Genomic DNA, 12,820 nt, shown 5'->3' with positions numbered 1-12,820 from the left:
GCCATGCGCCGGATCGTGGTGGTCGGGGCCGGACAAGCCGGGCTGGTACTGGCCTTGGGCCTACAACGGCACGGATACGCCGTCACCATGGTCACCGACCGCGACGCCGAAACGATCCACGCGGGGAGGCTCATCTCGAACCAGTGCGTGTTCCACCCCGCGCTGACCCGCGAACGCGCGCTGGGCATCAACTTCTGGGACGGACAGGCCCCGGAGATCCTCGGCGCGTCGTTCGGGCTCGCCGGGGACTCCCCGGAGCCCGCCGTCTCGTGGCAGGCCCGGTTCGACCATCCCGCGCAGTCGGTCGACCAGCGGGTCAAGGTGTCCGCCTGGCTGACCGCCTTCGCCGAACGCGGCGGCGAAATCCGGATCGGCAAGGTGACCCCGGACGGGCTGGACGAGTACGCCCGCGAGTTCGATCTCGTGCTGGTCGCGGCCGGACGGGGACCGCGGTTCGACGCCCTCTTCCCGCGTGACGACGCACGTTCCCCACACCGCGAACCGCAGCGGACCATCGGGATCCTGTACCTCGTGTCCGGCCGGGACGAGCCGCTTCCGGTGTATCCGGGGCTGACGTTCGGGCTCTCCCCGGCCGGTGAGTTGTTCGGACTGCCGATCCAGTCCGTGCGCGGACCCGTCTTCGGTCTCGGGTTCTTCGGTGTACCCGGCGGCCCGATGGACGTCTGGGACGGCGTCACCGGCCTCGACGAGCACTTCGCCCTCGCGATGACGTTGCTGCGCAAGCAGTTCCCGTGGGTCGAGGAGTCGCTCGCCGACGCCCTCCCCAGCGGGCCGCTGGACGTCCTGCGTGGCCGGGTCCTGCCGATCGTGCGCGATCCGGTCGGGACCTTGCCGTCGGGGGCGAAGGTCCTGGCGATGGGCGACGCCGCGGTGACGAACGATCCGGTCGCCGGGCAGGGCGCGAACATGGCGGCTCACGCCGCCGCGGTCTACGAACGGCGCATCCTCGACCACGGTGACCGTCCGTTCGACGAAGCGTTCCTGCGCGGCACTTTCGCCGAATACTGGGAAAAGGCGCAGCACGCGACCCGGCTGAGCAACGATCTGCTCGCTCCGCCGCCGGATCACGTGCTGGCCACGCTGGAAGCCGCGCAGACGGCGCCCGAGGTGGCGCGCCGGTTCGCGAACATCTTCTCCGACCCCGTCGACTACGCCGGTTGGCTCACCGACGCGGACACCGCACGCGCTTACCTGGCGTCGAAAGGCGCGTGATCCGGGGCGCAGACGGTGCCGCGCGCCGGAAGGCGTCCGTTGGCCAGGTACGCGTCGAGAGCCGCGTCGACACAGGCGCTGCGGTTCAACGCGCCGTGCCCCCATGCGTCCAGCGTCAGGAGCCGCGCGTTGCCGAGGATGCGTTCAGCCCGCCGCGCCCCGGCGTACGGGGTTTCCGGGTCGCCCTTGCCGTTGGCCAGCAACAGGATCGGCGCGGTCGGCCGGTTCCACGGCCCTGTGTACCGTGCCGGGTCGGAGGCGGGCCAGAAGGCGCACGGCAGGGAGAGATACGCGTCGTAGGAACCGAAACCGCGGCTTTCCCGGTCTGCGGCGCGGGCGGCGCGGGGCCAGGCGGCCGGATCACGCGGGTTCGTGGTGTCCGCGCAGATCGTCCCGCCACCACCCATCGCGGAATCGAAAGGTGTCGCGATGGCCTTCGCCGCAACGGGTTTCGCCACGGACTGAAGGAATTCCGCCAGCGCGGGCGAGTGGGCCTCGTCGGTCAGCGCGTGGTGGGTACGCCGGATGACCTCCTGATAGGTCACCGGTCCCGGCGAGGCTTCCAGCCGGTCGAGGAGCGCGTCGTACTTGGCCCGCAAATCCGTCCCCGGCTCACGGAACGCGCACCGGGTGTCGGCCGCGCACGCGTCGAGGAACGCCTGGAGCGCGCGGTCCGCGTCCCGGAACCCGCCGAGCCTGATGCTGAACGGGACGTTCGCGTCCTCCGGGCGGTGCCCGGTGGACCAGGCGATCGGATCGTTGACGGCGTCCAGCGCCAAGGCGCCGACGCGATGCGGGAACAGGTTGGCGTACACCTCGCCGACATAGGTGCCGTAGGAAAGCCCGTAATAGCGCAGACGGCGCTCACCGACGGCTTCGCGCATCCTGTCGAGGTCCCTGGCGACGTTCGCGGTCGACAGGTGGCCGAGCAGCGGCCCGGCGTTGCGGCCACAGGACGCGGTGACCTCCCTGACGTCGGCGAAATGCCGGGCCTCCTGCTCGGCGGTGATCGGGAAGTTCCCCAGGATTCGTTTGAGCGGCTCGGTTTCGGCGTCGCTCGTGAAGCACCGGACCGGGGTGCTGGCGCCGACGCCGCGGGGGTCGAAGCCGACGATGTCGAACTGCCGGTGCAAGGACGGAGTCTGGAACCTGCTGAAGCGGCCGTGGTTCCCGGGGCCGCCGGGGTTGGTGAAAAGGGTGCCGCGTTTGTGCTTCTGGTCCGTCGCCGGGAGGCGGCCGAGCGCGATGGTGATCCGGGGACCGCCCGGGTCCTGATACGACAGCGGGACCTCGATCTCGGCACAGTCGTAGCCCGGCGGTGAGCCGGACGGGCAGGGACCCCAGGCGAGGCCTCGCGGCGCGGCCGAAACCGCGGGCGTGATCGTGAGGGCGGCGAGTGCGGAGAGGGCGAGCGCGGCGGCGATGCGGAATCTGGTCACCAGGCCAGCGTCTCGCCTCGCGGACGCGCGATCCCTGGTGCTCGTACCCGGAAAAATGGTGGGGTACACCCCTCCATGTTCAACATATAGCGCACCGGGGGGCTTGCGGCAAGACCCCGGTGGTGCCGCAGAATCCTCGGCCGTAGCTAGAACAGGCCGAACAGGAGTGAAGATTTGACGGACGTCGACGTGATCATCGTGGGGGCCGGCCCGACCGGTCTGATGCTGGCCGCCGAACTGCGGCTGGCCGGTGCGCGCCCGCTGGTCCTGGAACGGCGGCCGGAACAGGGGAAGACTCCGAAGGCCCACGGCCTCAGCGGGCAGATCCTGGACCTGCTGCACTATCGCGGCCTGCTGGACCGGGTGCGGGGACTCGTGACCGACCCCGTCCCGGCCGATCGGTTCCCGTTCGGTGGGGTGCACGTCGACCTCACCCGGTTCGAGGAGCCCCCGCTGAAGGCGCTGTCGGTGCGCCAGCCGCTGCTGGAAGGGCTGTTGGAGGAGCACGCCATCGAGCTCGGTGCCGAGGTGCGTCGCGGGCACGAGGTCGCCGGGGTGCGCCAGGACGACGAGTCGGTGACAGCCGAGGTGCGTGGCCCGGACGGGTCGTACGAGGTCACCGCTCCGTACCTCGTGGGCTGCGACGGCGGACGGAGTCCCGTCCGCTCGATGGCCGGGATCGGTTTCCCCGGCACCACTTATCCCGAGGTCAACCGGATCGGGCAGGTCAAGATCCCCGACGGACTGACCGTCCACGACAACGGCGACATCGAGACGCCTGAACTGGGCCGGATCGAGGCGGGCTTCACCCGCACCGACGCCGGGGTGTTCGCGCTCGGCTCGCTCACGCCGGGAATCCTGTTCATCCAGACCACCGAGGACGACGCGGGCGAGGTCGACGACGACGTGCCGATGACCCTGGCCGAACTCGGGGACAGCATCCGCCGTGTGCTCGGCGGCGACGTTCCGCTGGGTGACCCGGTCCGCCTCTCGCGCTACCAGTTCTCCGCCCGCCAGGCGGAGCGCTACCGCAAGGGGCGGATCCTGCTGGCGGGTGACGCGGCCCACCTGCTGCCGTCCACCGGCACGGCGATCAACGTCGGCATGTCCGATTCGGTCAACCTGGCGTGGAAGCTGGCCGCGGAGATCCAGGGCCGGGCGCCGGAAGGACTGCTGGACACCTATCACGCGGAACGGCACGCCGCCGGTGCGCGTGCGCTCCTGCAGTCCCAGGCGCAGGTCGCGTTGCGGCGCGGGCACGACGAAGCCGCTGAAGCGCTCCGTGCGGTCTTCGAGGAACTGCTGGACGAAGAGCAGGCCGCGCGACGGCTGGCCTCCCACGTCGCCGGGACCGACACGTGCTACCCGATGCCGGGCTCCGGGCACGCGCTCGCCGGCAGGTTCGTCCCGGATCTCGCGCTGGAGACCGACCAGGGCACGACCAGTGTCGCCGAACTGCTGCGACCGGCGCGGCCGGTGCTGCTCGACCTCGCCGGACGGCCCGAATTGCGCGAACTCGCGCAGGGACGCGTCGACGTTTACACCGCGAAAGCCGAAAACCGGCCCGCCGACGTCCTCCTGATCCGCCCGGACGGCTACGTCGCCTGGGCCGGCGACACCGACGCGGACGGCCTGCGCGAGGCCCTTGCCGCCTGGTTCGGCTGACCCCCCACGCAATTAGTCACCTACTTGCGGCGGTTTCGCGCGCAAGTAGGTGACTAGTTGCGGGAGTCAGCGGTTGATGACCTCGGAGCCGTAGCGCTTCAGGGTTTCCTCGCGCTGGTCGTGCATGAGGTACAGCGCGAACTGGTCGACTCCGAGCGAAGCCAGCTCCTCCAGGCGTTCCACATGCGCCGAAGTCGGCCCGAGCAGGCAGAACCGGTCCACGATCTCGTCCGGGACGAAGTCGGTCGACGGATTGCCCGCCCGTCCGTGGTGCGAGTAGTCGTAACCCTGCCGCTCGCGGATGTAGTCGGTCAGTTCGTGCGGCACCGGCCCGGAATCGCCGTACCGCGCCACGAGATCCGCGACGTGGTTGCCGACCATCCCGCCGAACCAGCGCAACTGTTCCCGCTGATGCGCCAGATCGTCGCCGACGTACGCCGGGGCCGCGAGGCAGATCGTGATCCCGGCCGGATCCCGTCCAGCCGCGCGGGCGGCCTCACGGACCGAACCGATGGTCCACCGGGCGATCGCGGGATCGGCGCACTGGAGGATGAAGCCGTCGGCGTGTTCGCCGACCGTCTTCAGCGCCTTCGGCCCGTAACCGGCCATCCACATTTCGAGCCTGCCGTTGCGGATCCACGGGATCTGCACCGGCTTGTCCCGCAACAGGACTTCGCGTCCCTCGGCCAGTTCCTTGACCACGTGCATGCAGTCGCGCACCGTGGCCAAAGTGGACGGCGGCAGGCCGACCACCCGGTGTGCCGAGTCGCCGCGGCCGATCCCGCAGACCGTCCGGTTGCCGTACATGTCGTTGAGCGTGGCGAAGGTCGACGCCATCACCGACCAGTCCCGGGTGGCCGGACTGGTCACCATCGGGCCCACGATCATCGACGACGTCGCCGCGAGGATCTGCGAGTAGATGACGAACGGTTCCTGCCACAGCACGCACGAGTCGAACGTCCAGCCGTAGCGGAAACCCTGGTCCTCGGCGGCCTTCATCAGCCGCACGAGGTCGCGTGCGGGCGGGTCGGTCTGGAGCACGATCCCGAAGTCCACGGCCACCGCCTCAGTTCAGGTACTGGTTCAGGTCGCGCGAGAGGAATTTCCCGTGCGTCGTACTGCCCGAGAAGCCGGAAGGCGACACGACCACGCGGCCGCGCGACAGCACCGTCTCGACCTTGCCGGTGATCTCCAGCCCTTCGTAGGCCGAGTAGTCCACGTTCATGTGGTGCGTCTCGACCGACAGAGTCTGCTTCGCCGCCGGGTCGTAGACGACGATGTCCGCGTCCGATCCCGCCGCGATGACGCCCTTGCGCGGGTACAGCCCGAACATCCGCGCCGGGGTGGTCGAGCAGGTCTCGACCCAGCGGCCGAGGGTGAGCTCGCCCGCCACGACACCCTGGTGCAGCAGGTCCATCCGGTGCTCGACGCCGGGGATCCCGTTGGGGATCGCGCGGAAGTCGCCGCGACCGAGCTCCTTCTGGTCCTTGAAACAGAACGGACAGTGATCGGTGGACACCACCGAGAGGTCGTTGGTGCGCAGCCCTCTCCACAGGTCCGCCTGATGCGACTTCTCCCGCAGCGGGGGAGAGGCGACGTACTTCGAACCCTCGAAATCCGGTTTGGCCAAGTCCTCAATAGACAGGTAGAGATATTGAGGACACGTCTCCGCGAAGACGTTCTGCCCGTTGTCGCGCGCCTCCGCGACCGCGGCCAGCGCCTGAGAAGCCGAGAGGTGCACGATGTACAGCGGTGCCCCGGTGACCTTGGCCAGCTGGATCGCGCGCGAGGTCGCCTCGCCCTCCAGCTCCGGCGGGCGGGTGAGCCCGTGTTGCACCGGATCGATCTTCCCGGCGGCGAACGCCTGAGCGGCCAGCTGGTCGATCGCGATGCCGTTCTCCGCGTGCATCATGATCGTCGCGCCGATCTCGCGCGCCTTCTGCATGGCCAGCAGGATCTCGCCGTCCGTGGAGTAGAACACCCCCGGATACGCCATGAACATCTTGAAGCTGCCGACGCCGCCGTCGACACAGGCCTGCATCTCCTTCAACGACGAATCGTTGACGTCGGAGACGATCATGTGGAAGCCGTAGTCGATGGCGCAGTTGCCGTCGGCCTTCTCATGCCACTTGTCCATAGTGGACAGCAGTGAGGTGCCCTTGGCCTGGACGGCGAAGTCGATGATCGTCGTCGTGCCGCCCCACGCCGCCGCCGTCGTCCCGGTGCCGAAGGTGTCGACGGAATGCGTCCCGCCGAACGGCATCTCCATATGGGTGTGCGCGTCGATCCCGCCGGGCAGCACGTACTTCCCGGTGGCGTCGATCACCGAGTCGGCGGGCCCGAGCGTGCCGGGGGCGCCGACGGCCGAGATCGTCTCGCCGTCGACGAGGACGTCCGCCGCCGAAGCGCCCGCCGTGGACAGCACCTGCCCGCCGCTGATGAGGGTGGTCATCACGCCTCCGCGAGGGGTCCGTAGCTGTCGGGGCGGCGGTCTCGATAGAACGCCCACAGGTCACGGACTTCGGCGAGCCGGCCCATGTCGAGGTCGCGGATGACGATCTCCTCTTCGGTGTCGGAAGCGGCCTCGCCGATCAGCTGACCGCGAGGGTCCGCGAAGTACGATTGACCGTAGAAGTCGTTGTCGCCCAGTGGTTCGACGCCGACGCGGTTGATCGTGCCGACGAAGTACTCGTTCGCGACGGCGGCCGCGGGCTGCTCAAGCCGCCACAGGTACTCCGAAAGGCCCCGGCTGGTCGCAGACGGGTTGAACACGATCTTCGCGCCCGCCAGGCCCAGCGCGCGCCAGCCCTCCGGGAAATGCCGCTCGTAACAGATGTAGACGCCGATGCGGCCGACGGCGGTGTCGAACACCGGGTAGCCGAGGTTCCCGGGCCGGAAGTAGAACTTCTCCCAGAACCCCTTCACCTGCGGGATGTGGTTCTTGCGGTGTTTGCCGAGGTAGGTGCCGTCGGCGTCGATCACCGCGGCGGTGTTGTAGTACACGCCGGGCTGCTCGACCTCGTACATCGGGACGACCAGCACGACACCGTGGCGTTCGGCGACCTCCTGCATGAGCTTGGTCGTCGGCCCGTCGGGGATGCCTTCGGTGTAGGAGTAGTAGTCGGTGTCCTGCACCTGGCAGAAATACGGACCGTAGAACAACTCCTGCAGGCAGACGACCTGCGCTCCCTGCGAAGCGGCCTTGCCGATGGCTTCGACCGCGTTGGCGATCATCGACTCCTTGTCACCCGTCCACCGCTGCTGGATCAATCCGGCTCGGACCAGGTCGCTCACTTGCGTCCTCCTCGATATCGGTGGTGCGCTTGCGTTCGGACAGGGACAGCAGCAGGTAGACGACGAAGGCGCCCGCCAGGCCGACGACCCAGTTGTAGTCGTAGAGCGGTTTCAGGAGCGGGATCAGGCCGTCTTCGGGGAACGGCCCGCCGTACGCGCCGCCGACCGAGAGCACGGCGCCGACCAGTGTCGCGGCCAGCGCGCGCCAGTTCCAGCCGCCGTTGAACCAGTAGACGCCGCGTTCGGTGTAGAGATCCCGCAGGTTGAGGTGAGTGCGGTTGACCACCCAGTAGCCGGCGACGAGCACTCCGGCGACCGCGCCGAGCAGACCGCCGTAGAAACCGAGCCACGCGAAGATGTAGATGTTCGGATCGGAGTAGAGCCGCCACGGCTGGATGAGGATGCCGATGATCCCGGTGATCAGCCCGCCGACGGCGAACGTGATCTTCTTCGGGAACGCGTTGGAGAAGTCGTAGGACGGGCTGACCACGTTGGCCGCGAGGTTCGCCGACACCGTGGCCAGCACCAGCGCGATCAGCGCGACCACCACGACGACCGGCGAGTCGAACCGGTCGGCCAGTTTCGCCGGGTCCCAGATCTGCTCGCCGTAGAGGACACTGCCGCCCGAGGTGGTCAGGATGGCCACGATCGCGATGAACGTCATCGTGGTCGGCAGGCCGAGGAGCTGGCCGCGGACCTGTTTGCCCTGGCTGCCGCCGAACCGGGTGAAGTCCGGCATGTTCAGCGAAAGCGTCGACCAGAACGCGATCATCGCCATCAGCGCCGGGGCGAACACCTTCCAGAAGTCCGGTCCCCAGCCGAGTTTCCCCGGCTCGGCCAGGATCGGGCCGAAGCCGCCCGCCTTGACCAGCACGTAGCCCAGCAGGATCAGGAAGCCGACCGACACCAGCGGCGCCGTCCAGTTCTCGAACTTGCGGACCGCCTCCATGCCGCGCCAGATGATGAGCATCTGCACCAGCCAGAACACCCCGAACGAAAGCCACAGCGTCCAGTGCTGGCCGAGGACGACGGTGGAGTCCTTCCAGCCGGAGCCCGCGAGGCGCCCGACGATGATGTAGATCGCCTCGCCGCCGACCCAGGTCTGGATGCCGAACCAGCCGCACGCGATGAACGCCCGCAGCAACGCCGCCAGGTTCGCGCCGCGCATGCCGAAGAAGGCGCGGGCGAACACCGGGAACGGGATGCCGTACTTCGTCCCGGCGTGGCTGTTGAGCAGCATCGGGATCAGCACGATCAGGTTGCCGATGGTGATCGTGAGCAGCGCCTGCACCCAGTTCATCCCGAGCGCGATCAGCGACGCGGCGAGCGCGTAGGACGGGATGTTGTGCGCCATGCCCATCCACAGCGCGAAGTAGGTGTAAGTGGTCCAGGTCCGCTTTTCGACCGGGACCGGGGCGAGTTCTTCGTTGTAGAAGCGGCTGTCCTTCAAGGACTCGACCTCGCCGAGTTCGACCCGGCCATCAGGATGCACGTGCTGCGTTCCGCGTGCCGTCGGCTCCATTGCGGAATCGTGCTCGCCCGCGCCGCGCGGGTGGGACTGGCAGACTGTTCACTGTTGAGGGTGTCGGAGCGCAGACTGTCGATTGCGTTCGAAGGCTCCTGGTGCATGACCTACGTCACACACACGGTCGTAGTGAGCCGGCAAACCGGCCGAAACATCTCCACAGGATCTCCACAGCTCACCCGGATGGTCTCCACGGCCGGTGCTTACAGTCATCCCCATGGAACTGGGAGGACGCCGGGTGCTGGTCGTCGAGGACGACGTGACGATCGCCGAGAGCATCGCCGCGCGGCTGCGGGCCGAGGGATTCACCGTGGACCTGGCGCACGACGGCCCTTCCGGCGTCGAGACCGACGCCGAGCGGGAGCCGGATCTGGTGGTGCTCGACGTGATGCTGCCGGGGTTCGACGGGCTCGAGGTCTGCCGCCGGATCCAGGCCCGCCGCCCGGTCCCGGTGCTGATGCTGACCGCCCGTTCGGATGAGACGGACATGCTGATCGGGCTCGGCGTCGGCGCGGACGACTATCTCACCAAGCCGTTCTCCATGCGGGTGCTCTCGGCGAGGGTGCACGCGCTGCTGCGCCGCGTCGAACGGTCGGCCAGGACCGACGTGAGCGAAGCCGGTACGAAGATCGTGCTCGGCGACCTCGAAATCGACGTCGAGCAGCGGCGGGTCACGCGGGCGGGCAACCAGGCCCAGCTGACGCCGATCGAGTTCGACCTCCTCGTCCACTTCGCGAAACGCCCGAGGGCGGTGCAGCCGAGGGAACGCCTGCTGAGCGAGGTCTGGGACTGGGACGTCGCGGGCACCGGTTCGGGCACCCGCGCCGTCGACAGTCACATCAAGGCGCTGCGCCGCAAACTGGGCGCGGACCTCATCCGCACCGTGCACGGCGTCGGTTACGCGCTGGAGGTGGGATCGTGAAACTCCGCCTCCTGCTCGGCCGGATCGTCGACGCGCTCCCGAGACCGCTCGACCCGGTCCGGTCCATCAAGCTCAAGCTCGCGATCCTGCTGGTGTCCTCGGGCGGTATCGCGTTCGCCTTCTTCAACTGGCAGATCGGCTGGCTGCCGCCGCGGACCACGATCGCCGCGATGGTGCTCGCCGTGGTCACCTCGCAGATCCTGGCGCACGGGATGACCAGGCCGCTGCGTGAGATGACCGCCGCCGCCCGAGCGATGGCCAAGGGCGACTACACCCGGCGGGTCCGCGCGACCGCCCGTGACGAGGTCGGGGAGCTGTCGCACGCCTTCAACCAGATGGCCGCCGACCTCGATGCCTCGGATCAGCGCCGGCGCGAGCTGATCGCGAACGTCTCCCACGAACTCCGCACGCCGATCACCGCGCTGAACGGCGTGCTGGAGAACCTGGTCGACGGTGTCGCCAAACCCGATCCGGCGACGTTGAAGACCGCGCTGCAGCAGACCGAACGGCTCGGCAGGCTCGTCTCGGAACTGCTCGACCTCTCGCGGATCGACGCGGGCGCTTTCCCGTTGCAGCTGGAGGAATTCGACCTCGAACTGCTGCTGGAGGAGGTCGCCGCCGAAGCGGGGATCACCGCCGCCGCGACCGGCCGTGGCGTGCGGTTCGCCGTCGACGTCCAGCCGCCAGGAGCGACGGCCGTCGCCGACCGCGGCAGGCTCTACCAGGTCGTGGTCAACCTGCTCGACAACGCCGTCCGGCACGGGCCGGCCGGGGGCGAGGTCCGGGTGCGGGCGGAGGTCCGTGAGGCCGACGTCGTCATCGATGTCGAAGACGAAGGCCCCGGGATCCCGCCGGGGGAGCGGGACAGCGTGTTCGAGCGGTTCACCCGCGGCGAGCGGGCAGGCGGCGGGGGCACCGGCCTCGGTCTCGCGATCGCGCGATGGGTGGTCGACCTCCACGACGGCAGCATCGCCGTCGTCACCCCGGAGCAGCGGCCGGGCTGCATCATCCGCGTCGTGATCCCCGTTCCGTAGTTCTTCGCCGCTTTCTTCGGCGGCTCCACACACTCTGTTGTATGTGCTTTCGCAAACTGGAGGATTCGATGAGCGACGAATCAGAAGACCGGCAGGCGCACGCGTCGCCCCCGTGGGCGACGACCACCCTTCCGCCCGCCCCGCCTGTGCCGGCCCTGCCGGTACTGATGCGGCCCCGGGTGCCGCCCAAATCGACGATCGTCCCGCTACCCGGTTCGGTCCTGCCCGCGGCGGTCGCGGCCGGACTGGTCACCGCCGTCGCCATGCCGGACGACCCCGGAGCCGGCTGGTTCGTGGCGGGGCTCGCCTTCGCGGTGGCCGTCTACTTCGCCGACAAACGCGCCCGTGGCGACGCCGAACCGCATTTCCGCCTGGTCAACGCGCTGTGGGCGGCGGCCGCGCTGGGGCTGCTCGCGGTCGGCATGTTCCGCGCGTCGGTGTGGCTGAACGTGCTGTGCGTGCTGGCCGCGTTCGTCGCCGGATCCCTCGCGGTGGTCGGGAAACGCACGGTGAACACGATCATCTATGACGTCTTCGCGGTCCCGATCGAAGCGCTGCTTTCGATCCCGTGGATCGGGCGCGGGCTGGCGAAGCTCGGCACGAAACAGGAGGGCCGCACGAGGCCGAGGTTCCTGGTGCCGGTGCTGACCAGCGCCTTGCTGCTGCTGGTGTTCGTGCCGTTGCTGCGTGGCGCGGACGCCGCGTTCGCGAACGTCGTCGACGCGGTGATCCCCGAGCTGAACCCGGGAACCTTCGTGCGCTGGGGTTTCCTCTTCGTCGTGGCGGCGTTCGCCGTCACCGGGGCGTGCTACCTGCTGGCGGCGCCACCGCTGCCCGCCGACGACGAAGCGCCCCGCAAACGGCTCGCGCACCGGCTCGAATGGACGTTGCCGCTGGGTGTGCTGGTGCTGCTGTTCACGAGTTTCGTCGTGGTCCGCCTGGTCGTGTTGTTCGGCGGCACCGAATACCTCCTGGCCACGAGCGGCCTGACGGCGGCCGAATACGCCAGGAGCGGGTTCTGGCAGCTGTCCGCCATCACCGTGCTGACCCTGGTGCTGGTCGCCGCCGCGTTGCGCTGGGCGCCGAAGTCCTCGGCGGCCGATCGTGCCTGGCAGCGGGGACTCCTCGGCGCGCTGAGCGTGCTCAGCCTGGTGCTGGTCGCGTCGGCGTTGAGTCGCATGTGGACATATCAGCAGGCGTACGGGTTCACCGTGCTGCGGCTGCTGGTCGAGGTCTGCGAACTCTGGATCGGCCTGATCTTCCTGCTGGTGCTGGTTTCCCTGATCCCGCTGCGGTCGGCCTGGCTGCCGCGCGCGGCCATCGGAGCCGCTGTCGCGGCGCTGCTGGGGCTGGCCGTCCTCGATCCGGAAAGGTTCATCGCCGACCGCAACATCGACCGGCTCGCCCACGGTAAAACACTCGATACCGGTTATCTGTCCCGGTTTTCCGCTGATGTCGTGCCGTCGGCCGACCGGCTCCCGGAGCCGCTCCGGTCGTGCGTGCTCGGCCGGGTCGTGACGGGAATCCCGGAAGATGATTGGCGAGAATGGAACCTGAGCAGGTCCCTCGCGCGTCAGACCCCCGTTGCCGCGAAGGACGGGATCGGGTGCCGGTACCTGCCCCGTTCTTGAGCCGTGACACCACGGCCTTGATCGCCCTCGTGGGGGTGAGGGCGATCAAGGCCGCGGTGAACGGCGCCGCCGGGCCA

The 12,820-nt window shown here is 69.0% G+C and carries 10 protein-coding genes; 5 read left to right on the top strand and 5 right to left on the bottom strand.

Annotation, left to right across the window (positions count from 1 at the left end; genetic code table 11):
* Window positions 1-3 precede the first annotated feature (3 nt).
* Entirely contained in the window at window positions 4-1,233 is a 1,230-nt protein-coding gene (locus tag DL991_RS20095) for a styrene monooxygenase/indole monooxygenase family protein (RefSeq protein ID WP_125785877.1), read from the top strand.
* Here DL991_RS20095 and DL991_RS20090 read toward each other — a convergent pair.
* Window positions 1,209-2,672 (bottom strand): alpha/beta hydrolase, encoded by a 1,464-nt coding sequence (locus tag DL991_RS20090; RefSeq protein WP_233598915.1) that lies wholly within the window; start codon window positions 2,670-2,672, stop codon window positions 1,209-1,211. The two genes, DL991_RS20095 and DL991_RS20090, sit on opposite strands and share 25 nt — an antisense overlap.
* Window positions 2,673-2,846: 174 nt before the next feature.
* Between DL991_RS20090 and DL991_RS20085 the strand changes: the two genes are divergently transcribed.
* Complete coding sequence (locus DL991_RS20085) at window positions 2,847-4,337, top strand: FAD-dependent monooxygenase (protein ID WP_125785876.1); 1,491 nt, start codon at window positions 2,847-2,849, stop codon at window positions 4,335-4,337.
* Between the two features lie 66 nt (window positions 4,338-4,403).
* Here the strand turns inward: DL991_RS20085 and DL991_RS20080 are convergent, their stop codons facing one another.
* Genes DL991_RS20080 through DL991_RS20065 form a run of 4 tightly spaced genes read right to left on the bottom strand, consistent with a single transcriptional unit; the run spans window position 4,404 to window position 9,153 of the window.
* A complete protein-coding gene (locus DL991_RS20080; RefSeq protein WP_125786042.1) occupies window positions 4,404-5,393 on the bottom strand; it encodes a TIGR03842 family LLM class F420-dependent oxidoreductase in 990 nt (329 codons plus the stop codon).
* Between the two features lie 10 nt (window positions 5,394-5,403).
* Window positions 5,404-6,789, bottom strand: coding sequence for a dihydropyrimidinase (hydA, locus tag DL991_RS20075; RefSeq protein ID WP_125785875.1), 1,386 nt, complete (start codon window positions 6,787-6,789; stop codon window positions 5,404-5,406).
* Window positions 6,789-7,631, bottom strand: a complete 843-nt coding sequence (locus DL991_RS20070) for a nitrilase-related carbon-nitrogen hydrolase (protein WP_125785874.1) — start codon at window positions 7,629-7,631, stop codon at window positions 6,789-6,791. Before DL991_RS20070 ends, hydA begins: the two co-directional genes overlap by 1 nt.
* The gene (locus DL991_RS20065; RefSeq protein ID WP_125785873.1) at window positions 7,582-9,153 is read right to left on the bottom strand and encodes an NCS1 family nucleobase:cation symporter-1; all 1,572 of its coding nucleotides are present in this window, start codon (window positions 9,151-9,153) and stop codon (window positions 7,582-7,584) included. Before DL991_RS20065 ends, DL991_RS20070 begins: the two co-directional genes overlap by 50 nt.
* Before the next feature lie 241 nt (window positions 9,154-9,394).
* Between DL991_RS20065 and DL991_RS20060 the strand changes: the two genes are divergently transcribed.
* The 3 genes from DL991_RS20060 to DL991_RS20050 all read left to right on the top strand — a co-directional run bounded on the left by DL991_RS20060 (window position 9,395) and on the right by DL991_RS20050 (window position 12,743).
* Entirely contained in the window at window positions 9,395-10,078 is a 684-nt protein-coding gene (locus DL991_RS20060) for a response regulator transcription factor (protein WP_255431387.1), read from the top strand.
* On the top strand, window positions 10,075-11,112 hold the full coding sequence (locus DL991_RS20055) for an ATP-binding protein (protein ID WP_125785872.1): 1,038 nt from the start codon (window positions 10,075-10,077) through the stop codon (window positions 11,110-11,112). Before DL991_RS20060 ends, DL991_RS20055 begins: the two co-directional genes overlap by 4 nt.
* 68 nt (window positions 11,113-11,180) lie before the next feature.
* Window positions 11,181-12,743 (top strand): DUF4153 domain-containing protein, encoded by a 1,563-nt coding sequence (locus DL991_RS20050; protein ID WP_125785871.1) that lies wholly within the window; start codon window positions 11,181-11,183, stop codon window positions 12,741-12,743.
* Window positions 12,744-12,820 lie beyond the last annotated feature (77 nt).

Source organism: Amycolatopsis sp. WAC 01375, assembly GCF_003947325.1.
GTDB lineage: Bacteria > Actinomycetota > Actinomycetes > Mycobacteriales > Pseudonocardiaceae > Amycolatopsis.
This window is presented reverse-complemented; position numbering and strand designations above follow the sequence as displayed.

Coding starts and splice junctions, on each gene's coding strand:
- hydA (WP_125785875.1), bottom strand. CDS start 6,789: ATGACCACCCTCATCAGCGGCGGGCAGGTGCTGTCCACGGCGGGCGCT.
- DL991_RS20095 (WP_125785877.1), top strand. CDS start 4: ATGCGCCGGATCGTGGTGGTCGGGGCCGGACAAGCCGGGCTGGTACTG.
- DL991_RS20065 (WP_125785873.1), bottom strand. CDS start 9,153: ATGGAGCCGACGGCACGCGGAACGCAGCACGTGCATCCTGATGGCCGG.
- DL991_RS20050 (WP_125785871.1), top strand. CDS start 11,181: ATGAGCGACGAATCAGAAGACCGGCAGGCGCACGCGTCGCCCCCGTGG.